The sequence below is a fragment of the Salipaludibacillus keqinensis genome (assembly GCF_003226325.1).
GTDB classification, from domain to species: Bacteria; Bacillota; Bacilli; order Bacillales; family Salisediminibacteriaceae; genus Salipaludibacillus; species Salipaludibacillus keqinensis.
This window is the reverse complement of record NZ_PDOD01000002.1, coordinates 468,706-492,683: the sequence shown is the minus strand read 5'-3', so window position 1 is coordinate 492,683 and position 23,978 is coordinate 468,706. Positions and strand designations below refer to the sequence as shown.

General features: G+C 40.0%; 26 protein-coding genes and 1 pseudogene. 21 read left to right on the top strand and 6 right to left on the bottom strand.

The features are described 5' to 3' along the window. Positions 1–7: 7 nt before the first annotated feature. The 4 genes from CR194_RS09655 to CR194_RS09640 all read left to right on the top strand — a co-directional run bounded on the left by CR194_RS09655 (position 8) and on the right by CR194_RS09640 (position 2,857). Positions 8–400 (top strand): hypothetical protein, encoded by a 393-nt coding sequence (locus CR194_RS09655; protein WP_110609457.1) that lies wholly within the window; start codon positions 8–10, stop codon positions 398–400. Between the two features lie 244 nt (positions 401–644). After that, the gene (locus CR194_RS09650; protein ID WP_110609967.1) at positions 645–1,094 is read left to right on the top strand and encodes a GNAT family N-acetyltransferase; all 450 of its coding nucleotides are present in this window, start codon (positions 645–647) and stop codon (positions 1,092–1,094) included. A gap of 96 nt (positions 1,095–1,190) precedes the next feature. Then, a complete protein-coding gene (locus CR194_RS09645; RefSeq protein ID WP_158282224.1) occupies positions 1,191–1,643 on the top strand; it encodes a GNAT family N-acetyltransferase in 453 nt (150 codons plus the stop codon). 83 nt (positions 1,644–1,726) lie between these two features. Continuing rightward, complete coding sequence (locus CR194_RS09640) at positions 1,727–2,857, top strand: serine hydrolase domain-containing protein (RefSeq protein ID WP_158282223.1); 1,131 nt, start codon at positions 1,727–1,729, stop codon at positions 2,855–2,857. 163 nt (positions 2,858–3,020) lie between these two features. Here CR194_RS09640 and CR194_RS09635 read toward each other — a convergent pair whose 3' ends face one another. Both CR194_RS09635 and CR194_RS09630 read right to left on the bottom strand, forming a co-directional pair. After that, positions 3,021–3,311, bottom strand: a complete 291-nt coding sequence (locus tag CR194_RS09635; protein WP_110609454.1) for an MTH1187 family thiamine-binding protein — start codon at positions 3,309–3,311, stop codon at positions 3,021–3,023. Between the two features lie 93 nt (positions 3,312–3,404). Further along, on the bottom strand, positions 3,405–3,692 hold the full coding sequence (locus CR194_RS09630) for a hypothetical protein (RefSeq protein ID WP_110609453.1): 288 nt from the start codon (positions 3,690–3,692) through the stop codon (positions 3,405–3,407). A gap of 111 nt (positions 3,693–3,803) precedes the next feature. On the opposite strand from CR194_RS09630, the gene CR194_RS09625 reads away from it, so the two are divergent. Further along, positions 3,804–4,799 (top strand): zinc-binding dehydrogenase, encoded by a 996-nt coding sequence (locus tag CR194_RS09625; protein WP_110609452.1) that lies wholly within the window; start codon positions 3,804–3,806, stop codon positions 4,797–4,799. Between the two features lie 46 nt (positions 4,800–4,845). Here CR194_RS09625 and CR194_RS09620 read toward each other — a convergent pair whose 3' ends face one another. Next, on the bottom strand, positions 4,846–5,256 hold the full coding sequence (locus CR194_RS09620; RefSeq protein WP_110609451.1) for a hypothetical protein: 411 nt from the start codon (positions 5,254–5,256) through the stop codon (positions 4,846–4,848). Between the two features lie 125 nt (positions 5,257–5,381). Between CR194_RS09620 and CR194_RS09615 the strand changes: the two genes are divergently transcribed. From CR194_RS09615 to CR194_RS09595, 5 genes are all read left to right on the top strand, one after another. Then, a complete protein-coding gene (locus CR194_RS09615) occupies positions 5,382–5,594 on the top strand; it encodes a methionine aminopeptidase (RefSeq protein ID WP_110609450.1) in 213 nt (70 codons plus the stop codon). A 251-nt stretch (positions 5,595–5,845) separates the two neighbouring features. Continuing rightward, entirely contained in the window at positions 5,846–6,760 is a 915-nt protein-coding gene (locus CR194_RS09610) for a hypothetical protein (RefSeq protein ID WP_110609449.1), read from the top strand. A 100-nt stretch (positions 6,761–6,860) separates the two neighbouring features. Next, positions 6,861–7,484: an NUDIX hydrolase gene (locus tag CR194_RS09605; protein WP_110609966.1), complete on the top strand. Its 624-nt coding sequence runs from the start codon at positions 6,861–6,863 to the stop codon at positions 7,482–7,484. 62 nt (positions 7,485–7,546) lie between these two features. After that, positions 7,547–8,461 (top strand): phosphotransferase, encoded by a 915-nt coding sequence (locus tag CR194_RS09600; protein WP_110609448.1) that lies wholly within the window; start codon positions 7,547–7,549, stop codon positions 8,459–8,461. Between the two features lie 76 nt (positions 8,462–8,537). Beyond that, entirely contained in the window at positions 8,538–9,053 is a 516-nt protein-coding gene (locus tag CR194_RS09595) for a GNAT family N-acetyltransferase (protein ID WP_110609965.1), read from the top strand. 157 nt (positions 9,054–9,210) lie between these two features. On the opposite strand, the gene CR194_RS20105 is transcribed toward CR194_RS09595, so the two are convergent. Continuing rightward, positions 9,211–9,585 carry a hypothetical protein gene (locus CR194_RS20105; protein WP_146035929.1) on the bottom strand — a complete coding sequence of 125 codons (375 nt, stop codon included), beginning with the start codon at positions 9,583–9,585 and terminating at the stop codon, positions 9,211–9,213. A gap of 53 nt (positions 9,586–9,638) precedes the next feature. On the opposite strand from CR194_RS20105, the gene CR194_RS09590 reads away from it, so the two are divergent. Further along, entirely contained in the window at positions 9,639–9,908 is a 270-nt protein-coding gene (locus tag CR194_RS09590) for a hypothetical protein (protein ID WP_110609447.1), read from the top strand. A 42-nt stretch (positions 9,909–9,950) separates the two neighbouring features. After that, complete coding sequence (locus tag CR194_RS09585) at positions 9,951–10,226, top strand: hypothetical protein (protein WP_199228155.1); 276 nt, start codon at positions 9,951–9,953, stop codon at positions 10,224–10,226. Between the two features lie 690 nt (positions 10,227–10,916). On the opposite strand, the gene CR194_RS09580 is transcribed toward CR194_RS09585, so the two are convergent. Both CR194_RS09580 and CR194_RS09575 read right to left on the bottom strand, forming a co-directional pair. Beyond that, positions 10,917–12,578, bottom strand: coding sequence for an SLC13 family permease (locus CR194_RS09580; protein ID WP_110609446.1), 1,662 nt, complete (start codon positions 12,576–12,578; stop codon positions 10,917–10,919). 320 nt (positions 12,579–12,898) lie between these two features. Next, the gene (locus tag CR194_RS09575; protein ID WP_110609445.1) at positions 12,899–14,827 is read right to left on the bottom strand and encodes an endonuclease MutS2; all 1,929 of its coding nucleotides are present in this window, start codon (positions 14,825–14,827) and stop codon (positions 12,899–12,901) included. A 689-nt stretch (positions 14,828–15,516) separates the two neighbouring features. On the opposite strand from CR194_RS09575, the gene CR194_RS09570 reads away from it, so the two are divergent. The 9 genes and pseudogenes from CR194_RS09570 (at position 15,517) to mqo (ending at position 23,873) form a co-directional block, all read left to right on the top strand. Further along, a complete protein-coding gene (locus tag CR194_RS09570; RefSeq protein ID WP_110609444.1) occupies positions 15,517–16,914 on the top strand; it encodes an MDR family MFS transporter in 1,398 nt (465 codons plus the stop codon). A gap of 242 nt (positions 16,915–17,156) precedes the next feature. Further along, on the top strand, positions 17,157–17,972 hold the full coding sequence (locus CR194_RS09565) for a cupin domain-containing protein (RefSeq protein ID WP_110609443.1): 816 nt from the start codon (positions 17,157–17,159) through the stop codon (positions 17,970–17,972). Positions 17,973–18,389: 417 nt separating this feature from the next. Further along, positions 18,390–18,911: an RDD family protein gene (locus CR194_RS09560; protein ID WP_110609442.1), complete on the top strand. Its 522-nt coding sequence runs from the start codon at positions 18,390–18,392 to the stop codon at positions 18,909–18,911. A gap of 57 nt (positions 18,912–18,968) precedes the next feature. Next, on the top strand, positions 18,969–19,061 hold the full coding sequence (locus CR194_RS09555; RefSeq protein WP_233254302.1) for a DUF1731 domain-containing protein: 93 nt from the start codon (positions 18,969–18,971) through the stop codon (positions 19,059–19,061). Positions 19,062–19,093: 32 nt separating this feature from the next. After that, positions 19,094–19,708, top strand: a complete 615-nt coding sequence (locus CR194_RS09550; RefSeq protein ID WP_110609440.1) for a class I SAM-dependent methyltransferase — start codon at positions 19,094–19,096, stop codon at positions 19,706–19,708. 54 nt (positions 19,709–19,762) lie between these two features. After that, positions 19,763–20,395, top strand: a pseudogene (locus tag CR194_RS09545) (ribonuclease H family protein); the annotation flags it as partial. A gap of 324 nt (positions 20,396–20,719) precedes the next feature. Beyond that, positions 20,720–21,460: a DUF2161 domain-containing phosphodiesterase gene (locus CR194_RS09540; RefSeq protein WP_110609439.1), complete on the top strand. Its 741-nt coding sequence runs from the start codon at positions 20,720–20,722 to the stop codon at positions 21,458–21,460. Positions 21,461–21,545: 85 nt separating this feature from the next. Further along, positions 21,546–22,049, top strand: coding sequence for a GNAT family N-acetyltransferase (locus tag CR194_RS09535; RefSeq protein ID WP_110609438.1), 504 nt, complete (start codon positions 21,546–21,548; stop codon positions 22,047–22,049). Positions 22,050–22,367: 318 nt separating this feature from the next. Further along, entirely contained in the window at positions 22,368–23,873 is a 1,506-nt protein-coding gene (gene mqo, locus CR194_RS09530) for a malate dehydrogenase (quinone) (protein ID WP_199228171.1), read from the top strand. The last annotated feature ends 105 nt before the right edge of the window (positions 23,874–23,978 follow it).

The window sequence follows — 23,978 nt, the reverse complement described above, 5'->3', positions numbered from 1 at the left end:
TAATTCGATGAATAGAAAATTAATTATCATATGTGTACTTCTTATAGTGGTTATAGGTGGGAGTTTCTTCTTTATACAAAATATAAATAAAGAAACCACTTATCAAGAACTCGTTTCACATCACATTTCTGATAGTGAAGCTATTTACAGAATATCCATTTCTAAACAAGGAAGTATAGGTACGTCAATAGATTTAACTTCTGAGGACGATATTCATGAGTTTTTAGAGGGACAGAATATAGATTTGGTAAATGGTTCTTCTAGAGTAGAATATGATTATTCTGTTTCTGTTAGAGGACAAGGTGAAAGGTGGGATTTTGAAATTAGAAGTGACCTCTTCATAGATAGATATGAAAAGAATATTACGAAGCTACTAATAACGAATTATTTCAATATATAGATTCATTAGAGTGGTAGTAATTATATACAAAACTTTCCTTAACAATTATTCTCATTTAAACTTCAACATTTAGCAATTGACGGTCGGGTGCATGTTCAACTAACGGAAGCATTTCTTTAACAAGGAATGCTCTTTTCTTATCCAATTAAAAGGAAATAAATGTTAAGATAAATTAAAAGATGAATGTTCTTCAAGTATTGGGAAGGTTTGTGGCAGAAGATAATAATTGGATGTGAGGGTTCTCGTGATAAAAATAATTAATATTAGCAATAGAAAACACGCTAAGGATGTTTTAAATGTTCAAATACCATCATATAAGGTAGAGGCAGAAATAATTGATTCATATGAAATACCACCATTAAAGGATACAGTTTATAATTTGCAAAATTGCGATGAAACCTTCATTGGTTATTATGAAAATAAACAATTATGCGGAGCAATTTCTATAAAAGTAGTTGACGATGAAGTTGATATTCACAGGCTAATCGTACATCCAAAGCATTTTAGAAAAGGAATTGCACAGTTACTATTAAATTTCATTGAAAGTAAGTTCAAGGTTGAAACGATAAAAGTATCAACAGGTTCTAAAAATGCACCAGCTGTTAGATTTTATAAAAAGAATGGATTCCAAAATATTAAAGAAGTCATGGTGAATAAACAATTATCCATAACCCTTTTTGAAAAGAAATTATAATTTTTTTATTAAAGTAAAGGGAGCTTTAGTCACACAAGCTAATATGAAAATAAATACACAAAGAAAAGAGTAAATTTGATCTAGAGGAGAATGTTTATGGCCCAAATATCAATTCAGGAATTAACGGTGAAAAACTTGTATAAATGCCTAAACAAGAAGTTAGCGGAAGATCAAATTAATCGAGTTGCTCCAAATGTTTATTCCATTGCAGAGTCTAAGGTAGATCCCAATTTTACACCGTATGCAATACATCTGGATGAGGAAGTTATAGGTTTTGTGATGACGGAAAATGATCCAAACGAGATCAAAGAGAGGAAGTATTGGATTCCTAGGTTTATGATTGATGTCTCTTATCAAAGAAAGGGTTACGGGAAAGAGGCAATGCGACATATCATAGATATGTTCAAAAAGAATGATGACTGTCATTATATTGGCCTTTCAACAGAGCCAGATAATGATTCGGCACTTCAATTCTATGAATCCCTTGGATTCGTAAACACTGGCGAGTTGTTAGAGGAAAGTGAAGTTATTTTACTACTCAAAGTATAGCTAGCAAATATATTATACTTAGAATACCTATGAGCAATTCAAATATGTAAACACAATTCACAAACCATATGTGGAGGTTAACATTGAATAAAATAGATAAAAGATGTGAAGAACTTGATATATTATTTGACTACTTGGAAAGAAATCGCTTGTTTAGTGGCGTAGTTCTATTATCAGAAGACGGAAAAGCCTTTTATAAAAGGGCAGTTGGTAAACTTTCTACAAAAAGGAACTCTCATAATGCAATTTTTGAAATTGCTTCGGTTTCCAAAAGTTTCACAGCAATGGCAGTAATGATGTTAATTGAAGATAAAAAAATGACTCTAGAGGATGAAATCACAACATTTTTCCCCTCATTACCGTATGCAGGTATTACTATTAAGAATCTATTGAACCATACTTCTGGTTTGCCAGACTATATGGAGTGGTTTGAAGAAGAAGAGAATTGGGACCATAATAAAATTGCTACAAATAGAGACATTATTCATTTTCTAGTAGAGCAAAAGCCAAAGCTATTATTTGAAGTTAATGAGAAGTGGGAATATTGTAATACAGGCTATGTATTATTAGCAGAGATCATTCAATTGGTTTCTAATATACCTTATGAGGATTACTTATATAAAAACATTTTTACCCCTCTAAATATGAAAAACACATCGACTCATTCCCAGTTTCTTGATAGTAAACTAGAAAAGTACGTAACAGGATTTATCTACGATTGGGAAAAAGATGTTTATTTTCTTCCAAATGAATTAGAGGAACACAAATATGTATATTTTTTCGATGGGGTTAAAGGTGACGGGGGTATAAAATCCACAGTAGATGATTTATTGATCTGGGAACAATCTATTTACAACAATCAGCTTATATCAAATGAAGCTATTGAAAGTATGTTAAAGCCTGCGTTAGTAAATGGAGAAACAACAGACTATTGTCCAGGGTTACACCGTGACTATGGAGCTTATGGTTTCGGATGGAAATTAGAAAATCATCCTGAATATAAGGGAATGGTTCTTCATGATGGGTATTGGGCAGGTTACTCTTCAGTTCTTATTAGTTATAAAGATTATAATAAGTCTTTAATCATGTTAAATAACTTGGACTTTATGAATGAAAAGCTAAAGAAAGTACCACATAATTTAGCTTTAGCACTAGAGAGTGTCTTATTTAATAAAGAAGTAGACCTAGAGGAATTTAAGTTGTTAACTAAGTAGTCTATCTAATCGTATGAAGGAGAATTGTCTCCTTGCGTTCGTTCATATTTATGTTGCGCTCCGCCCTTGATTTGTTGCCCTCAGCATCATATTTCAGGATCTACATATAAAAACGATGAGCTAATGGCAGGTCTGCCAACAGCTCATCGCATACTTACTATATTTAGTCTTTTACTTTATTGACTTGATCTTCCAAATGAATCGGCTTGTCCACGCGGTCATCAATTTTAATGGTGGTGACGACACGTTTGGCATTGTTTTTGATCTCATTTAAGTGGATCACTTGGGCTACATCCATTAATTTGTCGATCTCACCTTCAATAATGGTTGATGTGGGTGTCACTTGATACTTTAGCCCGTTTTGTTCAATAAGGGAAATGGCTTTTTCCACATCGCTGCTAAAACTTTCTGAACCTGTTCCTACAGGGACTACGCTAATTTCTAGTAAAGGCATTTAATAGATCCTCCTTTAAATGTTTCACTCTAATTTATGGTTATACTCGTTCTATTACCATTAAAAAGTAGTATTAAACATCGAGGGGCAATCTTATTCTTCCCGGCCCAAGTCTTGTAACTTTTTCATCAGATGAGGTGTTTTCCTGAGAATGAACAAGCTGATTTGATTTTTTTGTTTGTAACTTTTATTGATCGTCACTAACCCTTGAGTAATCAGAGCATGAACCGATGGGGTCAGACGATTCACCATACATATATGATCTTTGTTTGATCCTCGAATGAGTTTCCAAAGGGTTTTCTTCTCTTGCGTAGGTAAATGTTGAATAAAAAGAAACGTATCTCTTTCTTTTTCTGGCAAATCAGCGGCTTCAAGTTTCATCGGGCTTCACCTCAGTATCTTTGAAAAATAGTGTCTTTCTCCAGTATAATGGATTTGGACAAGAAATATCACATGAAAACGTGGCAGCTATTTTTTAGAGGAGGGATACAGATGAAAGCATTTGTTCATGAAGGAAAAAAAGGCATGGATGGCGCACGAATGAAAGAGATGGACGAACAGTCCCCGGAAAAAGGGGAAGTGAGGGTGAAGCTTAAAACAGCAGGGCTCAATCATAGAGATTTATTTGTTCTAGAAAAGCACGGAGAGGAAGACCCAGCGCTCGTTATCGGTTCAGACGGAGCGGGCATAGTAGAGAGTGTCGGGGAAGGTGTCAGTCGAGTTTCCATTGGAGATGAAGTGGTCATCAATCCAAGTCTTGGTTGGTTAGACAAGAGTGATGCTCCACCAGACACTTTCGGCATTGTGGGATTGCCAGGACACGGAACCTTTGCTGAAAAAGTGGTTGTCCCTGAAGATAATCTAGAGCAAAAGCCTGCCCATTTATCGTGGGAAGAAGCGGGCGTTTTTTCCTTAGCGGCTTTGACGGCTTATCGTGCTTTGTTTACGCGAGCTCAAGTAAAAGAGGGTGATACCGTATTTTTACCAGGTGTAGGGAGCGGAGCGGTCACATTCTTAATGATGTTTGCGAAAGCTGCTGGGGTGCGTGTCATTGTCACGTCACGCTCCGAAGAAAAACGTCAAAAAGCTCTCGAACTTGGAGCGGATAAGGCCATCGACAGTGAAGAAGATTGGGAAGAAGCGTTGAAAGATGAAAAAGTCGATATCGCGATTGAAACAGTAGGAGCGGCGACGTTCAACAAAACGCTCAAGTCGGTGCGCAAGGGCGGAACGTTGGTCACGTTTGGTGCCTCTGCAGGCGATGAAGTGACATTTGATCTTCGCAGTTTTTTCTACGGGCAGTACAATCTCCTCGGCAGCACAATGGGAAGTCGCGACGAATATCAAGAGATGCTCCAGTTTATCAGTGAACATAACATCAAGCCTGTGATGGACACTGTCTATTCGCTGGAAAATACAAAAGAAGCCATGATGCATCTTAGCGAAGCGAAACAATTAGGCAAGATTGCTTTGAAAATAGGAGAATAAAAATATGGCTGACCTGTCTGTATGATTAGACGGGTCAGCCCTTTTTTTAGAAGAAAAATGGGAAGAATAGGCTTCGAATGCCGAAGAAAGGGAACCTTCTTCTTCTGAATCTGCGGAATCGTCCAGGTACGCCATACCCTCCATAACCACCGTAACCTGGGCCGTATCCACCGCCATATGGAGGATAGCCTCCATATCCGCCGCCGTAACCGCCACCATAGCCACCGAAACCGATTTGTCTTGAAGAATGATCCATCTGCTCTTCTTCGTCAGGCATTAACATGGTGACTCCTTCATCGTCTACATCTTCAATAATTCCTTCAGCAGTGTTCCCATCCATCATCTGCATTTGCATGAAATGTAAGTGGTACTGTTTGCACATCGATTGCATTTCTTGTTGATGTTGAGCATTATTTTCCTGCCCGTCTGAGGGCATACCTTGTTGATAATGTTGCATATTTATCATGCCTCCTTCTCAAGATTCAATATATGCAATTGCCCATATTTTTGTGAAAAATGAAAATGTATAATTCCCTCAATTATTCCAACAATAGGAGTAAATAGAAAATGAGGTGAATCATCATGGGTTTATTTCAAGCCATAGCTCAATGGAACACCGCAAGACAAGAGAAATTGTTGAATGAGATGAAAGAAAGAGGCGATTGCCCGGACTGTTACGGAAGAGGATTCACGATCCCAACAAGCGAGTATTACATCTCACCTGATCACTTCGAATGTCCAAGCTGCAATGGAAGCGGCCGGTATGTGGACTGGAATAACAATACGTATCAATAAACTGGAGAAGGGATCACCCGACAATCACGGCGGGAGGTCCTTTTTTTCTGGAAAACAAGCAGTGGCGGGCTCCAGTCAGTGTATGCGGGCTACAAGTCAGCTGGAACGGAATACAGGTCGCGTCAAACGGACTACAAGGACCACCAAACAAGCTACAAACCTAGAAAAAACCTCCCAACAAAAATTTTTTGAATCTTCCTCCCCCTTTTTGTTCACTCAAGTGTACTTCTTATGTGAAGGGGGAGTTCAAAATGATGACAAATGGACAAATTCAGCAATTCAAACAGTTTTCAACGTTTCCTAGCTTAGGTGAATTCAATCAAGCAGTTAAAAAATGGATGCATACATATGGTGAAAGTTTTACAAAAGGCGAGAAGGTGGCCCTTATTCGCCTAACTCGCTATTGTGTAAAAGTGGTAGGGGTGGCGAATGTAAAAATAGGGACGATCCTTAAAGTGATCCACGAGGAATTCGGGGGCCATGGGATTTCTCGCTCCACGTTTAAGCGAATGATAGCAAAAGCGAAAGGAATCGGCATGATCAAGGTGATCGAATTGAAAAGAAACAGTGGAGGACAATCTAGTAATCTATATGTTTTCCAGCCCTACCCAACGGACCCAAGTGAAGTCTCAAAAAAAATTTCCGCACAGGCATCTCCGCAAACGACTTCTAAGCAAGTGAAAAGTTCAAATGTATCTTCTTCGCAATCAATTGAACTACCGAATCGCGAACAAATGAACCACCATAAAGCTAAAGAGAATATTAAAACTAATCCTCAAGAGAAAGAGATAACTAAACGTAAAAAAAGCGCGGATCATACCTATACGAGTGATGCCGTTCCTTCTTCTTTTAAACATCTCGCCAAATCATTTTTCGATTGCTCCGAGACGATTGAAGAACTCTGGAAGATGGTTCGTATTTCGGCGTATCAGCATTCTTTCGAAAAAGATCCGCAAATCATGTTGCAAGTAGCGACTGAATCTTTCAAGCAAACCGTTCGTGCCATGAAAAAGAAGACGATTCGAAAACCGATCGCCTATTTCTATGGCGTTATAACTAAAAAGTTTGATGAGTATTATGTTAGCCAAATTGCTGAAATGACCGTGTCTGAAAAGGCCGATCACTTATCTCCATCGATTCAGAACGTTCATTGGCTGTATGCGTAGCATTCCTCTAGGAGAAAAGATTGTGTTTATTTGTAATTTTTGAAATAATTGTTTTAGAGAACGCATGATGGGGAGACATAGAAGGGATACGTGGACATGGATGGATAGCGAAAAAATCACAGTTTTTGACGAAAATCAACGGGCACTAGGGACGGAAACACGAGGAGACATCCATCAAAAGGGTCTATGGCATGAGACGTTCCATTGTTGGTTTATCACTGAGGATCTTGGAGAATCGTTTATTTATTTACAGCTGAGAAGTGATCGCAAAAAGGATTTTTCCAGTTTGTTAGATATCACAGCAGCCGGCCACCTTCTCGCGAATGAATCTGTTGAAAATGGCATCAGAGAAGTGAAAGAAGAGTTAGGAATCGATCTTCATTTTAGCGACTTAACAAAGCTTGCGGTCATTAAAGATGTGATTACAATGGATTCATTTATAGATAACGAATTTGCTCACGTGTTTTTATATAAAATGGATGATTCTATCCAAGACTTTCAGCTTCAGCAAGACGAAGTGTCAGGAATGGTAAGAGCTAAATTTCAGGACTTCTACGACTTATGTTTTAAGCTCATAGAAAAAATAGGTGTTGAAGGCTTTGAAATAAATAGTTGCGAGGAACAGATCGAGGTTAACAAAACAATAACCTTATTGGATCTAGTACCTCATCAAGATGCATACTTACAAGAAGTCGTGACACGCATCAAGGATGAAATATCGTAGTAAGAGGCGAAATTATCAGCTTTTCAATAGATATTATTCAATAGAAGAATTGGAGGAACAAAATGAAAGGTATCGATGTACTACATAGATTCGGTTTTGACGCAGTAGAAGATCCTGAGAGTATCTATCCTTTTTCACCTGTTTATCGCGTGAACGATACGATTGTGAAGAGAACGCAAAGACCGATTGAACGTGCGAGTAGGCTAATGAATTATACTAGGATGCTAAAAGTCAACGGAGTAAACGTGGTGACCCCAGTTGAATTGAGTAAACCTAACCCACAATCGATGGGTGAACATACGTATGTCGTCTATCCATTTGTTGAAGGAAACACATATAAGGGAGAAGATCACGAAATCTTTCAGGCAGGTCGGCTGTTAGGTCAGATTCATCGTCTTTCTTATAAAGGCAACCCTTATCAGTTAGAAAAATATGATGTGTACGATTTTACTAAGGAAGAAGTTATCGAGAGTGTCCGCAAGATAGAAGAAAATGCTGCAGAGTATGCCGTTAACCATAATCAACTTAAAGAAAAGCTACTACGGATCGTTCGTCAGCAATCCACTCTTGAAAAAAGCGAGTTGCCACATGTAGCCACGCCGCATGATTATAAGGCGAATAACCTTATTTTTACCCCGAAGCCTTATTTAATTGATCCGGATAACGCCGCATGGGTACCACGTATCTTTGATTTAGCGCTCGTATTGCTCCTGTTTCATAATGAACTATCGACCGCCCCAGACGAAATGTTTACCCCGGACCAGTGGCAACAATTCCTCGCCGGATATAAAAAATCAATCACATTTACTGATATGGAGATAGCCAGTTGGTCGATGTCTTTGGAGCACGTATTCCTAGATGAAGTGATGTGGCTAATGGCAGAAGGAAAGGAAGATTGGGTTGATCCGGCTCAACGTAAATTATTTGAGAGCTTATTAACCTTCATTGCCGATTCTTCAGCTTATCCACTCGATTGAAGAGGTGCAGCATAACAACTCGGACGATGACAACTAAACGGAGGAAGATGAATTGTTTTATAAGAATGGAAGATTAATGATTAGAAAAGTACAAGAAGAAGATTTATTACGGCTATGGGAGTTAACTAGAAAAGAGAAGGATCCTGAATGGAAGAAATGGGACGCCCCTTATTTTGAACACCACACAATGACATACCAGGAATACGTAAGAAACAAAGATGCAGTGATCAATCGAGATGACTATTGGCTCATTGAAGTGGAGGGTCAAGTGATTGGGACAGTGGGATATTATTGGGAACATAAACCTTCCAAGTGGCTGGAAATGGGAATTGGCATTTATGATTCTAATTTTTGGAGTGGAGAATTTGGAACAACCGCTTTGACATTATGGATCAATCATCTATTCAACGAATTGGCCATCGTTCGTGTCGGCTATACGACGTGGTCAGGGAACAAGCAAATGGTCAGAGTCGGTGAAAAACTAGGAATGACGATGGAAGCACGGATGCGAAAATGCCGTTATTATAACGGAGAATATTACGATTCCATTAGGATGGGCCTGTTGCGGGAAGAATGGGAGGGATGGGCATAGGAGTAACTTTGGTGCGATGGCGTGAAAAGATATTTAAATGTAACTGTAATGATTGAGTAAATAGATTACTTAATGAGATATAGTTAAGCTGAGAGATTGGAGTCGAACAGGTGGATTAGAAGTCGTTGAACGTCACCAACATTAGAGATTGGCGACGTTAAGGAGGAGCGGAGAGATTGAACGTCGCTAACTTGAGAGTTTGGCGACGTTGAGGAGGAGCGGAGAGATTGAACGTCGCTAACTTGAGAGATTGGCGACGTTGAGGAGGAGCGGAGAGATTGAACGTCGCTAACTTGAGAGATTGAAGACGTTGAGGAGGAGCGGAGAGATTGAACGTCGCTAACTTGAGAGATTGAAGACGTTGAGGAGGAGCGGAGAAATTGAACGTCGCTAACTTGAGAGATTGGCGACGTTGAGGAGGAGCGAAGAATCTGAACGTAGCTAACTTGAGAGATTGACGACGTTCAGAGGGAGTGGAGGCATTGAACGTCGCCAAAAATCTGCATGACTGTTGACCTTGTAACTTTATCAACCTCTGCTCCGTAAATATATCTAACAAGGAAACCAATTCTAGGAGGGCTAAATATGGAATTATTGGTATTAACCATTTTGCTAGTTCTGGTACTTTACCTTATGGTCAAGATTGATAGACTTGGTGGCCGCATCAAGAGTTTGAATTACACGTTAGATCTAGTGAAAAAAAAGCTGGAAGTCCAGGAGTTGCCGGTGAATGATGAAATCCGCAAACTTTTAGAAGATCGAAAAGACGTGCAGGCGGTGAAAGTAGCAAGAGAAACTCTTGGCCTCTCATTAGTCGAAGGAAGAGAATACGTAGAATCTTTGAAACACTTGTAAACTTAGAAGATGTTGAAGGATGTGTTTGTTATTTTTGAAAAAATGAAATGGATCGCTTGGACGGTCGTGTTAGTTGGAGGGTTACTTCTAGTAGTTGATATTCCAGTGCTCTCGTATGTACCATATATTCTGATGATTTCAGGGGTGCTCATACATATTTCCGGCTCTCTCCTGTTTAAAAAACATCATCATCCTCTATGCAGAATCGGATTTCACCAGTTTGAATTAAAGTCGTATGACCAAGAAATGAAATCATTTGGCATTTATACGTGTAAGCGATGTGGGAAAACAAAGAAAGCAGTTAAAGCAGGAGGATAATACTACACAATGGAGGATTATGATTGTGTGGTGTGTATATTTTTTTCTGTAAAGTATGAGAGATAATTATCTTAGTAAACGAAAGCAACCCAACCTGGTATCATCGACACAGTAACACTGAGTGAACGAAAGTTGAGTATTGAAAAAACCTTATCAGCATTTTTCTGACAAGGTTTCGAAGGCAGTCTATGAATGATGTTTATATTGGGAAATTAGGTCTGCAACAGCCTGAAAGAATTCAAAAAACTGAAAGCCAAAAACAGAGAGAGCGGTTATGGAAAAGAGTCCGGTGAGTAAATTAATAAGCATATGCACGTCGGTTCCTCCTCCTGTTAAGGTAACTCATTATATATCCTGATTAAGGCTGGCTGCCAGTGGGAAAATATGTGAAATCGTGTAGCCGTGAGGAGTGGCGTCATTCCTGACACACGGAAAAATGACAAAGACATATGAGTATTGAAAAATTGATTTTATTGTTTTGTGCAATGTGAACTGGTTAATACTGATTGGGCAGAAATTAAAAGGAACAATATAGTTTTAAAACGAATTCATTATCAACTGAGATTAATGTTGCGAATGCGACGAGAAAAAGCTTGGATTTAATATCCAAGCTTTTTAATCATAGTATGTTATTTTAGCTGTTCGCCACGGTATCGGAACTACTTAATCCACAGCTGCAGTCCCCCTCATCTACCCAGGAAACGAAGTTAAATCAATACCGAAGACGATCGGTAGTAGTAGCATCACAAATGTAACGATACCAATAATAGCAATCAGGTTCATCCAAAAACCAGCTTTAATCATGTCACCCATTTTCAAGTAGCCGGAGCCGAACACAACGGCGTTTGGCGGTGTGGCTACTGGTAGCATAAATGCACAAGAGGCTGCAATAGCTGCCGGAACCATCATGGCGAACGGATGGACATCGATAGCGTAAGCAAGAGAAGCCATAATTGGCATCAGCATCGTGGCTGAGGCAGTATTTGATGTGATTTCTGTTAAAAAGACCACTAAAACCGTCACTGCCAAAACGATGACAATAAATTGAACACCGACAAGGACCGTTAGTTGTTCACCGATCCACTCATCAAGTCCCGTTTCACCAAAGCTTCCTGCAATGGCAAGACCTCCACCGAATAAGATGAGAATTCCCCAAGGTACATCTTTTGCGGTGTGCCAGTTCATTAGTTTCACTCCTTGATATTTAAAAGAAGGAATTAAAAACAGAACTAGCGCTCCGGTAATCGCAATCATTGTATCATCAATACTTTCGTGTACATATTCTTGCAAAACAAACGAGCGAAGAATCCAGGCAATAGCCGTAAGTGAAAAGACCGTCATGACCATTTTTTCATCAGCGCTCATCGGTCCTAAAGCTTTTCGTTCGTTATCTACGACCTCGCGTCCGCCGGGAATTTCTGTCATCTTCATTGGAAAGGCGAAGGTGATGAGATAAACCCAAGCAATGATTAAAAGAACTGCTGCAAGTGGAACACCAAACATCATCCAATTTGCAAAAGACAGGTCTACATCGAAGATTTCCCTAAGCTGCCCTGCCAAAATGGTATTTGGAGGAGTACCAATAATGGTTCCGAGTCCACCGATGGAAGCGGCAAAGGCGATAGCAATCATCAAGCCTTTTGCAAATATCTCCTCCTGTTGCTTGGCATTTGGTACAGTTTTTTCATCAATAAGATGGGAAAACTGATAGATGATCGCTGTTCCGATTGGAACCATCATCATCGCTGTAGCTGTGTTGGAAATCCACATAGAAAGAAAGGCCGTCGCAAGCATGAAACCAAGCATAAGACGTTTCGTACTCGTCCCGATTGTGTTAATAATTGTTAAAGCAATTCGTTTGTGTAGGTTCCATCGTTCCAAGGCTAAGGCGATGATGAATCCACCTAGGAATAGGAAAACAATATTGTCACCATAGTTTGGTGTGACTTCACCGACTTCCATTGTTGTTACAAGCGGAAATAGAATAATGGGTAATAGAGATGTGACTGGAATGGGTATCGCTTCAGTGATCCACCATGTTGCAATCCAAACTGTTCCAGCAAGGACCCCACGAGCTTCAAATGAAAGTCCTTCTGGTTGGAAGAAAAATAGAATAAAGAAAAATAATAGAGGACCAAGAAACAATCCGACAATTTGTTTTGTCGTAAAATCTCTTCCATCAGGAGAAGGTTCGCGATACGTCCCCGTCATCTTTCCGGACGCCTTCTCCATGCGTCCTTTTTGATCCGATGGCGGTTCTCCACCTGATCGGCCGCTCATAAACAATAGTAAATCCTTCGCTTGATAATGACTATCCCAAGCTTTGTTCCAAAGACGTTTAATCGTCATCATTCACAGCAGCTCCTTTTTCAAATATGTAATTGTTCACTGAGACAAAGTGTACCACCTAGGGAAAAGGTGTAGAAATGGTCTCTCAAAATGATACCTCTGGAAAATGAAGCGTTTGCAAAGAATAACTCAGGAAAACTAGTAAATGCTTCATTTTGCTAAATTTTCAAAAAAAGAGATAAAGACGGGGGACCTTTTTACGTGCTTTTTAGGAAAAACACGTAAAAAGGTAAAAATAATCCATTTTTATTCCTTTAAAAGGAAGCTAATGACTTTCTTTAAGAGTCGTGGCTACGAAGACCTATACCACAATAAATAGAAAATTAATCCTCCTCATGGAGACTCAAACCTTCGACGTGTTTACGGTCCAGATTATGCTTCGTTTTTCGATACTCAACAGACTTAAAGATGATGTCAAAATCGTAATCCTCAGGATAAAGTTCCCTAGCAGGAATCTTCAGTGTTAACCGCTTATGGTTCAATCGATGCTTTTCTCCTTTGATTTGAACAAGATAGTTTCCTGTCTCGTCTGGTCCTTTATAGACGATACCTACGGCCCCTTTAGGAGAGACGGTGACGTTATCCCCTTGGTTAAACAATGGAATGGACGCTTCCTTTGGCTTTCGTTGCTTTCTCGCGTACTTTGTCGTCGCAAGTTGTTTTTCATAACGTCGTTGCTGAACTTGGTCGGTTTGGTCAACAGGGAAACGATCCTCATTAGACTGCTGATCGGTTAGTTGATGAGCTCGTTTGATCAGCGCAGGATGCAGACCAAGCTTATAAGCTATATCGAATGCTTGACTGTTCCCCGTTTCACCTAGTAAAAGTCGGTATGTGGGCTGAAGCGTCTGAATATCAAATTCCATCGATCCGTTAAGGAATCCATCATGTGTTTGGGCAAGTGACTTTAGTTCACGATAATGCGTGGTCGCTAAAATGGTTGAACCTTTAGCAAACAATTGTTCAAGGATAACTTGAGCCAAGGCCATTCCTTCATTAGGATCCGTTCCGGAGCCAAGTTCATCAATAAGGACTAGCGTTTTATCATCTGCGTGCTCTAATATATCAATGATGTTTGTAAGACGAGAGCTAAATGTACTTAAATTTTGTTCAATGCTCTGCCCATCGCCAATGTCGACATAAATCTTTTGAAATACATGAAGAGACGTTTTTTCACCAGCTGGAATCATCAGGCCGGTTTGCGCCATTAATGTTAGAAGACCAACTGTTTTTAACGTGACAGTTTTTCCCCCCGTATTTGGTCCGGTAATGACAAGCGCTCGCTCTTCTATGCCTAGATGCAGTGCAAGGGGGACTGCTTGCTCTCCTAATAAGGGATGCCGCGCTTTATCAATGTGAATCGTGAATGATTCGTTAAGCTCGGGAATAGTGCCATCGATAGAACGACCATATTTCGCTTTAGCAAAAATCACATCATAATGATGCATCGTTTCCATTGCAATATGGAGATCTGCCTCTGTTTCAAGAACAAGAGCGGTTAGCTGGTAAAGGATGGTTTCAACTTCATGTTCTTCTTCCATGATGAGATGATTCACTTCCTCATATATAGTAGCTACTTCAGCTGGTTCCATAAAAACGGTTGCGCCTGAAGCGGAGGTATCGACCACGCTTCCATTAACTTTTGAACGATACTGTTTCTTGATTGGTATCGTAAAATGACCATTTTTCTCAACGACCATATTCTCTTGAAGATAGGGGGCTAGCTTTTTGGATCGGCACATCGCTTCAGCCTTTTCCTTCACTTCCGCTTGTTTTGAGCGAAGGTGGCGTCTTATATTCGCTAGTTCAGGTGTGGCATAGTCATCAATCTTGCCGTGACGTAGGCTGCCAGTAATCTCATTTTCAACATCTGTCATGTCTGCTATCGAATGAACATAGTTGGCAACATCCGGAGCTACGGAAATCTTGTCTTTCATAAATGTCTTAAGCTTGCGGCAATGTTCGAGAAAAGAAACGACACGCTCAAGTTGGCTTGGTCTTAAAAACAGTCCTTTATGTGCTTGTTCAAGATAAGTTGAAACCTCATCCAGAGAGTGAATGGGCACACTGGAACTAATCTCTAAAATGCGCGCTGCCTGATGTACCTCGTTGAGCATGTGGTCAATGTGTTTTTTCACAAGCTTTGGTGCACTTGCCAAGATCGTTCGCTTAGCTCGGTCAGTATGGGCAAAGGAGGCAACTGTATTTAATATTCTGTCATAGTCAAGTTGTTGCAATGATGAGTGGTTCATTATAATGATCTTCCTCTCTATTAAAAAATAGGCAATATTATACTTAACTTAGGCGACTCTATCGTCTTAAGATTTGAACCTTAATAGGGCGCTATAAATAGTTATTAAAAAAATGTACACAAAAAACGCCTCAAGCAATCGCTTGAGGCGTTTAACCGCCCTTCACGTTGAACAGACGCACCTAAAAAAGGATAGAAGCGTGCCATTTGAATGCTTGGTTCTTAACAAGTACGAAAAGGTACGCTAAATAAACCGACGTCATGTCGATTTTTTCCTTTTCGTACATATCCAGTTACGGATTAGTTAAGAACGCTCACACTCATAAAACATACTCCTCTTATGGACCCCATTATAGGTACTCAACGTGAAGGTTGTGTAATTGACTGTATTATATGTTCCATCCCCAATTTTGTCAACGATATGAAGGTGAGATTCAAGACGGCAAGTACATGGTTGTCTTGCTGTCTTTAAAGAAAATATATAAGCACAGTATAGATGAGCTTTTTCACAAATAGGTTTCTATAATGATAGAAATATTTTTTTTAAACCGTAAGCCCGACTTCTCTCACCTAAAATGTGCAAGTAACTATAACCCTAAATCCTTTCGTTTCTCTACAGAGTTACGTATGATTAAAGAAGATATTTAGCGTGGAAGTTCCAAATAGGAACGGGAACAGGGGAGAAGGGTCGTGCCAGATAAGATAAATAAAGTGCCACTCGTAGCTGTACTGCTTACAGGCACGTTTGTGGCGATACTAAATCAGACGCTACTTGTCACAGCTATTCCGCCGATTATGAGAGATCTTGGAATCGATGCCAATACAGCTCAGTGGCTGAACACTATTTTCATGCTTGTGAACGGGATTATGATACCGATCACGGCCTTTTTAATTGGAAAATTTACGACAAGAAAGCTGTTCATGACAGCGATGAGTCTTTTCGCTGTTGGAACACTTATTGCAGCGTTATCACCGAATTTTGAAATCCTTATCTTAGGAAGAATTGTGCAAGCGAGCGGAGCTGGAATCATGATCCCGCTCATGCAAACGGTCCTATTTATGATTTTTCCTATAGAAAAACGAGGGCAGGCGATGGGGCTTGTTGGTATGGTCATTGCTTTTGCTCCAGCAATCGGTCCGACCCTTTCAGGCTGGGTCGTGGACCAATATCCATGGAGAGCCTTGTTTTACATCGTCCTGCCTATTGCGATTATCGATTTAATTGCCGCTTATTTTGTCCTGAAAAACGTGACGAAACAGACGTTTCCTAAAATCGACTACTTATCGATCGTCTTGTCTACGTTTGGTTTTGGAGGCCTCCTTTACGGATTCGGTACCGCAGGCGCTGCGGGATGGGGGAGTACAGAAGTCATTGTGACGATGTCGATCGGGTTCGTTTCTCTCACGTGGTTTATTTTCCGTCAGCTGAACTTAAAGGAGCCGATCCTTGAATTTCGAGTGTTCAGATATAGCATGTTTACCCTCTCCAATATCATAGGAATTGTCGTGTTTATGTCGATGATTGGAGCAGCAACGATCCTACCGATTTATATGCAGGATATGTTAGGGTTAACCGCATTTCAATCGGGATTAATGTTACTGCCAGGGGCTCTGCTGATGGGCTTGATGAATCCCATTACCGGGCGTATTTTTGATAAAGTCGGAGCAAGGTGGCTATCCATTAGCGGGATGGGGTTACTGACAGTCATGACTTTTTTGTTTACAAGGCTGACAGAAGACACCTCGTTTACCTATATGACGACCGTTCATGCCTTTCGTATGCTCAGTCTGGCCATGGTCTTGATGCCAATTACAACTGCTGGCTTGAATCAGCTTCCGGAAAGACTCATTCCCCACGGGACGGCGATGAATAATACCCTTCGTCAAGTTGGCGGATCGCTGGGTACAGCTTTTCTTGTTACGATGATGTCGGTCGGTGCTGCATCTGCTGCCAATGGCGTGTCGGACAACGAAGCAATGATTCAAGGCGTGAATATCTCTTTCTGGGTCGCGACGGGGCTAGCATTTATTGGTTTTGTCATATCGATGTTTATCAAAAACCCGCAAAAGAAGGCAACTAAAGATTAAAAGAAAGAGAAAAAGCTCTCTGCGCTCACTTATAAAAGATACCTTACTGATTTCAAGTATCAGTGTGGTATCTTATTTTTTAAACAACTACCCGTAAGGATCACTAAAATGGTTAATCATTTCCCTTTTTTCGTCGAGAGCAGTAGCTTCCATCCTCTTTCTCTCTCAGTCATCATAAAACTAGGTACGTTCCCTAAACAAGTGCATAGGATAATTTTATCAAGTGTGAAAGGATTGAGAAAATGTACTATGTTCCTTATGGGTATCCGTATCAATATCCTTATTATATTTATCACCCCACTTATGATTATGGAAGAGGCTATGGGGCGTTTCCAAATGAGTTAGAGCATGGTCAAAGATTTGATGGATTTCGCTCTTCCAACGGTGGCGGAAACATCCATTTAACAGATTATGGACCAAACCCGTTTGTCATTGATATTAATGAAGCCACATTGCAAAATAATACGTACCGGACAGCTTTATGGACAGGAACACATTTACAATTGACTTTAATGAGTCTCAATGCTGGTGAAGATATCGGACTGGAAATGCATCCTAACCTTGATCAATTTCTGCGTATTGAACAAGGGCAGGGAATTGTTCAAATGGGCGAGAGTAAAGATCAATTGACCTTTGAAAAAGATGTCTATGATGATTATTCTATAATCATACCTGCTGGCACTTGGCATAATCTAACCAACACTGGTTCTGTTCCGCTGAAACTTTACTCGATCTATGCTCCTCCTAATCATCCATTTGGAACCGTTCACCCTACAAAAGCGGATGCAGAGGCAGCAGAAGAACATGATCATGATCATGGAAATTCAAATGTTTTTGGCAGAACTCCAGATGAATGGGTGAAACACACAGAGTTTTTGGTCAATGAAGGATTAGAAGATGTTAAAAGAGGAGTAAATGCTACACACATTCTTCAAGAATTTATATTAATGGGAGTCCTTGTAGGGAAAGGGTATTCGCCTGAAAGAGCCTATGAAACAGTTGAAGAATGGGAGCGCACAGGGGAATCCAAACTCCTTCAGCAAAGCAAAAATATGTAGCAGAAGGCCTATGATTAAAGGTGAAAAAAATTGGCGGTCTTTTTTTATGATTGGAATGAAGTTGAAGGGTAATTGAGGAATCCGACAGAGCCCGCTTAAAAGATCAGGACGAAACCGTAAAAAAACGCCGCACTTTTGCGAAGAAGTGCGGCATTTTTGACGATTTCATCGTGGTTTAGTTTGAAGTTCATATAGTATGATAATGAAATAGGGTACAATTGGCGGAAACTGGTCTTCTATCAGCGAAAATCGCATGTCTATTGGCGAAAAACCGCATCCTATCAGCGAATTCCGGTGGTCTATCGGCGAAAAACCACATCCTATCAGCAAAAATCACACCTCTATCGGAAAAAAACGCCAATCTATCGGCAAATCCCACAAGTGAAAGTCAAATCCTTTAAGACAGGGGTGCTGTTTATGCATGCGACATTTTTAGTCCGGTTAAAGGCTTTTATGTATGATTACGTTCTAATTTTCGCCTATTTAATCATCCTCTTCATGGCAACTGTATTTATTTTTCCATCTTTACAGAATTTTTTCACTGGATCACTAATGGTCGCCCAGTTGACAGGTTTTTTGCTGGTCACATCTCCAGTATCCCTATATTTTATTATTAGTGATTCGCGTATAGGAGGGCAGTCTGTTGGAAAAAAGTTAGCCGGAATCCGAGTCGTCAGCCTAAAAGGATCAGCTATATCTTTACCACAGGCAACTTTACGCACCACCTTGAAGTTTCTACCTTGGGAGCTGTCTCATTTCCTTGTTTACCGGTTAATTTATATAGGAGATGGGGACATGCCGTTCAATTACTATCTAATTGGTGGGCTCATCTACGCGCTGATGTTCGTTTATATTTTGACAGCTATTTTTTTGAAAAATAAACAGTCTTTGTACGATCTCATAACGCGAACACAAGTTATCAATGTTCATTCAAAATAATAAAGGCTTTCCGTTGGAACACGCCTGCTGAGAACAGAATCAGAGTTTAGTCGCTGGATGATCCCAGAAAGACTTGAGCGTGAAGGGTATACGTTTGCTTATCCGACGCTAAACGAGACGTTAACAGACATCTTAAAAAACGAGAAATAAATGTTTAAAGCTATAGAAAGTAGGTTGTTAACGTGGGGAAATGGTTACCTAAAATTTACGATAAGTTAATGGCACCGATGGAAAAAAGGATGTTTCGGTCGATTCGGAACTCGCTCGTAGGTCAAGCACAGGGACAAGTGTTAGAAATTGGCTCAGGAACCGGATTAAATTTCCCTTATTATACTTCGAAGACGGACAAGGTGACGGCGATTGAACCTGACATCACCATGCGTGAACAATCGTTGAAGCGTGCACAAGAAGCATCCTTAGTTATTGATGTTCAAGAAGCGGATGCTGAACGATTGCCATTTCCAGACGATAGTTTTGACACAGTCATCGGCACATTAGTCCTTTGCACCATCCCAGACCCTGATAAAGCCCTAGCAGAAATCAGAAGAGTGTGTAAGTCAGATGGACGTATTCTTTTCTTCGAGCATGTTCGTGTTCAACAACCTTTTCTAGCTCGAATCCAATCCGCTGTGACGCCGCTTTGGAAACGATTATATGATGGCTGCCATTTGGACCGGGATACACTTTCCACCATAAAAAAAGCAGGATTTTCCGTTGACCATGTGAAAGAATACAAACGAGGATTATTTATAGTGATCGAAGCTTCGAATGAAGATCCTCATCGAAGTAGACAATAATAGCGACCCTATTTTTATAAAACGAAAAGGTGGTGCCCCCTTTGATCGTTAGCTTATAGTACCCCAAAAGGAACGAAAGCAAGCTTTACTTCAGAGGACATGCCAGTAGAGAAAGCATTGTTGTTGGCAGAAGATTTAGAGCGGACGGGAAGAATGAAACAGGTAATGTTCGTCGACGGTCGTGACAGCTCGTGGACGTTAAAGGAAATGAAAAAGTATACGAAGGAAATTGAAACTGAGCCTCATAATATCACGGTGTTTTTCGACGGTGGTTTTGACATCGGATCGAAAGTATCAGGATTAGGCTGTGCCATCTATTATGAACAAAACGGCAACTCCTTTCGAATCAGAAAGAATGTACGTTTAACAGATTTGGGGACGAACAATGAGGCAGAATACGCCGCCCTTCATCTCGCCTTAAAGGAACTAGAAGAATTAGGGGCTCATCATATCCCTGTCACATTCAGTGGGGATTCTCAAGTGGTGATTAACCAGTTGAACGGAGAATGGCCATGCATGGAAGCTGTGTTAAATGAATGGGCCAATCGCGTAGAAGCGAAACTGAACCAGTTAGGAATCACACCGACATATGACCTCATTGGACGGAAGAAAAATCGAGAAGCAGATCATTTAGCGACCCAAGCGTTAAAGGAAGTTGAGATATACAGCAAGCTTGAGTTGGAGTGAAGGTGGATAAGTTTCCAATCGGTTCAAAGATATAGTCCCGAAATGAGCAGGAAGGAGACAAACAAGCCTCACCATTCCGTGGTTTGTCTCGAAAAGAACAGGAATACCCCAAAAGCTAGAGCGAATTCTTTTTTTAATTTTTGACAGTGACATCACCATAACCTGCCTATCGTTAAATGACGTAGTATACAGTATTAGTTTGCGATGCTGACCATGTATTATTCGTTAGGCAGTGCTTAACTTAAGCAAAAATCAAGCTATTTATAGGGAACTTCCATGATAATATAGTCATATCAATAGTTTTTAAGTGGATGGTGTTTACATATGAAAGAAATGAAGAAGCTGCAGGAATCAGATTTATACAAACCGATCCAGACCCATCTTGTCCGGGAAGGGTACGATGTTTATGGAGAGGTGAAGGACTGTGACATGGCAGCTGTGAAGGACGATGACCTTCTGATTATCGAATTAAAACTGAATTTAACGGTAGATCTGTTAGTCCAGGCAACAAAGAGACAACGATTAACGGATCTTGTCTACATAGCTATTCCGAAACCGAAGTACAATCTACGATCCAAACGGTGGAAAGATTTATGTCAGTTAGTGCGGAGACTTGAATTAGGATTGATTGTCGTGAGCGTTTCACCTACCCGTAAAAAAGCAGAAGTGATATTTGATCCTGCGCCTTTTAAACATAAAAAAAGCAGCACACATAACAAACGGAAACGGCTTGGGGTTTTGAAAGAAATTGATGGACGAAGTGCCGATTTCAATACCGGCGGAAGTAGTCGAACGCAAATCATTACAGCTTACAGAGAAAACTGTATTCAAATCGCTTGTTACCTCGAGCACGTGGGAGAACTATCACCAAAGCTGTTAACACAAATGGGTACGGGGACGAAAACTTCGTCGATTTTAACGAAAAATTATTACGGCTGGTTTGATCGGGTGAGAAGGGGAGTCTATGTACTAAATGATAAAGGGAAAAAGGAAATGCTAAACTACCCTGAATTAGTGATGTACTATAAAGAAAAAATACTTGAGAAAAAGGAAGTCGAACAGTAGCTGCGTTAAAGGTAAGATTTACAAAGGTAAAGGGAGAAGTATTAGAAAAGCTTAGAAAAAACCATTAAGCATTTGAGGTGATTTTTTGAAAATAAGAAAAGCTGAATTGTCTGATGCAAAAGGGATAGCTAAAGTACATGTTGATAGCTGGAGAACGACATACGCAAACATCATCCCAGATGAGTATTTAGATCAATTATCATATGAACGACGAGAACAATTATGGTTGAGTCAAATCCCTCAAAGCCAAGTTTTCGTGGCGGTGAATGACAAAAATGAAGTAATCGGATTTTCGTCAGGAGGAAGAGAGCGAAGTGGAAAATATGAAGGGTACGACGGAGAACTCAGTTCAATCTATATTTTAAAAGAGTATCAAGGCCTAGGGATAGGAAGATTGCTAATAGAACCAGTAGTAAATGAACTAACCAAATTAGGCATAAACTCGATGATCGTTCTTGTTTTAGAAGACAACAAATCAACGTTATTCTATGAAGCTATAGGTGGTAAAGTAATAGATACGGTTGAGGTAGAAATTGCTGGAAAGAAACTCAATGAACTTGTCTATGGCTGGAATCATTTGAACGAATGATGATTAATCTTTCATTCGAAAAGATAGGAGAGCCTATTTTTATCCCTATTTTTATTTGAAAAAAGTAGATTCTAGTTTTTGAAAGTAAACCGAGAAAAAGGACTGAATTTGTAAACTTCTAGGTGATTTAAACCTCATTATCACTATATATAACTTGTAAATCTATCATAATTATCATATGATAGAGATAATTTAAACTATATATTCTAGTGCATGATAATAAGGTTTTTAGTCAAATAGAAAAGTTGCGAGACGAGCTTATGCAAAGGTTGACGTTTCGATCTTTTCTTACAATCCTAGATGAAAAGGTTGATAGATATGAGCAACGGAGAAATGAAAACAGACGTGATCTTAATAGGTGCAGGCATCATGAGTGCGACTTTAGGAACTCTATTAAAAGAGTTAGCTCCTGATTGGAACATTACCGTGCTTGAGAAACTTTCAAAAGCGGGAGAAGAAAGCTCTAACGCCTGGAATAACGCTGGAACTGGGCATGCGGCACTTTGTGAACTGAACTACACGTCAGAAAAACCAGATGGGTCTGTGGACATAACTAAAGCCGTTAATGTAAATGAACAGTTTCAAGTTTCTATGCAGTTTTGGTCTTATCTAGTTAACAACAATTTGATTGGAAAACCACAAGAGTTTATCAGGCCATTGCCACATATTAGCATGGTTCAAGGCGACAAAAATGTAGATTTTTTAAAGAGAAGATTTAAAGCGCTAACATCTAACCCTCTCTTTGAAGGGATGGAATTTTCAGAAGACTCGAAAACATTGGAAGAATGGATGCCATTGATTATGCAAGAGCGCACTTCGAGTGAGCCGATCGCGGCAACGAAAATTGACTCGGGCACGGACCTTAATTTTGGGGCACTTACAACCAAGCTGTTTGACCAATTACACAATAAAAATGTTGATATCCAATATAACCATAGCGTGGAGAATTTGAAACAGATAAGCGACGGCTCTTGGGAATTGAAAGTGAAAAATGATAGCGGTCAAGTTGAACGTCGTACTGCAAAATTCGTCTTTATTGGAGGTGGAGGAGGAAGTATCCATCTATTGCAAAAATCCGGCATCCCTGAAGGTAAGCGAATTGGCGGATTCCCTGTAAGCGGCATGTTTATGGTATGCAACAATCCATTTGTGACCGAGAAGCATCATGCGAAAGTTTACGGCAAAGCGAAGGTCGGAGCTCCACCTATGTCTGTTCCACATCTGGACACAAGGTATATTAACAATAAAAAGGCGCTCTTATTTGGACCCTTTGCAGGCTTCTCACCAAAGTTTTTGAAAACGGGTTCGATGTTTGATTTAATTACGTCTGTGAAACCAGATAACGTATTAACGATGCTTGCAGCAGGAGCTAAGGAGATGCCACTGACTAAATACTTGATTCAACAAGTCATGTCATCTAAGGAACAACGTATGAATGAACTACGTGAGTTTATCCCGAATGCTAAAAGCGAAGATTGGGATCTCGTCGTAGCAGGCCAACGAGTACAAGTAATTAAAGATACAGAGGAAGGCGGCAAAGGGACGCTTCAATTTGGAACCGAAGTCGTCACGGCAGAAGACGGCTCAATCGCCGCGTTACTTGGCGCCTCACCAGGTGCTTCAACGGCCGTTCACGTCATGCTAGATGTACTAAATCGATGTTTCCCAGAACAGATAAAAGAATGGGAACCAAAAATTAAAGAAATCGTGCCTTCTTACGGTTTGTCATTAATGGAAAATCCTGATCTTCTAAAAGACATTCATGCTTCTACAGAGCAAACGTTAGAACTTCGTGAAAGAGAACCTGAGAAGGTTTTAAGTTAATTTTGATGCAAATGCTGAGTGCTTAAGAGAAATTAGTATTAAACTTTGGTTTCAATCATGTACAAGCGTTTCAGTTAAGATGAGCTACCACCTCGTGTGGTAGCT

Coding starts and splice junctions, on each gene's coding strand:
- CR194_RS09590 (WP_110609447.1), top strand. CDS start 9,639: ATGGAATTATTGGTATTAACCATTTTGCTAGTTCTGGTACTTTACCTT.
- CR194_RS09655 (WP_110609457.1), top strand. CDS start 8: ATGAATAGAAAATTAATTATCATATGTGTACTTCTTATAGTGGTTATA.
- CR194_RS09595 (WP_110609965.1), top strand. CDS start 8,538: ATGATTAGAAAAGTACAAGAAGAAGATTTATTACGGCTATGGGAGTTA.
- CR194_RS09580 (WP_110609446.1), bottom strand. CDS start 12,578: ATGATGACGATTAAACGTCTTTGGAACAAAGCTTGGGATAGTCATTAT.
- CR194_RS09635 (WP_110609454.1), bottom strand. CDS start 3,311: ATGCCTTTACTAGAAATTAGCGTAGTCCCTGTAGGAACAGGTTCAGAA.
- CR194_RS09630 (WP_110609453.1), bottom strand. CDS start 3,692: ATGAAACTTGAAGCCGCTGATTTGCCAGAAAAAGAAAGAGATACGTTT.
- CR194_RS09605 (WP_110609966.1), top strand. CDS start 6,861: ATGGATAGCGAAAAAATCACAGTTTTTGACGAAAATCAACGGGCACTA.
- CR194_RS09565 (WP_110609443.1), top strand. CDS start 17,157: ATGTACTATGTTCCTTATGGGTATCCGTATCAATATCCTTATTATATT.
- CR194_RS09560 (WP_110609442.1), top strand. CDS start 18,390: ATGCATGCGACATTTTTAGTCCGGTTAAAGGCTTTTATGTATGATTAC.
- CR194_RS09540 (WP_110609439.1), top strand. CDS start 20,720: ATGAAAGAAATGAAGAAGCTGCAGGAATCAGATTTATACAAACCGATC.
- mqo (WP_199228171.1), top strand. CDS start 22,368: ATGAGCAACGGAGAAATGAAAACAGACGTGATCTTAATAGGTGCAGGC.
- CR194_RS09575 (WP_110609445.1), bottom strand. CDS start 14,827: ATGAACCACTCATCATTGCAACAACTTGACTATGACAGAATATTAAAT.
- CR194_RS09645 (WP_158282224.1), top strand. CDS start 1,191: ATGGCCCAAATATCAATTCAGGAATTAACGGTGAAAAACTTGTATAAA.
- CR194_RS09600 (WP_110609448.1), top strand. CDS start 7,547: ATGAAAGGTATCGATGTACTACATAGATTCGGTTTTGACGCAGTAGAA.
- CR194_RS09610 (WP_110609449.1), top strand. CDS start 5,846: ATGATGACAAATGGACAAATTCAGCAATTCAAACAGTTTTCAACGTTT.
- CR194_RS09585 (WP_199228155.1), top strand. CDS start 9,951: ATGAAATGGATCGCTTGGACGGTCGTGTTAGTTGGAGGGTTACTTCTA.
- CR194_RS09625 (WP_110609452.1), top strand. CDS start 3,804: ATGAAAGCATTTGTTCATGAAGGAAAAAAAGGCATGGATGGCGCACGA.
- CR194_RS09555 (WP_233254302.1), top strand. CDS start 18,969: ATGATCCCAGAAAGACTTGAGCGTGAAGGGTATACGTTTGCTTATCCG.
- CR194_RS09620 (WP_110609451.1), bottom strand. CDS start 5,256: ATGCAACATTATCAACAAGGTATGCCCTCAGACGGGCAGGAAAATAAT.
- CR194_RS09615 (WP_110609450.1), top strand. CDS start 5,382: ATGGGTTTATTTCAAGCCATAGCTCAATGGAACACCGCAAGACAAGAG.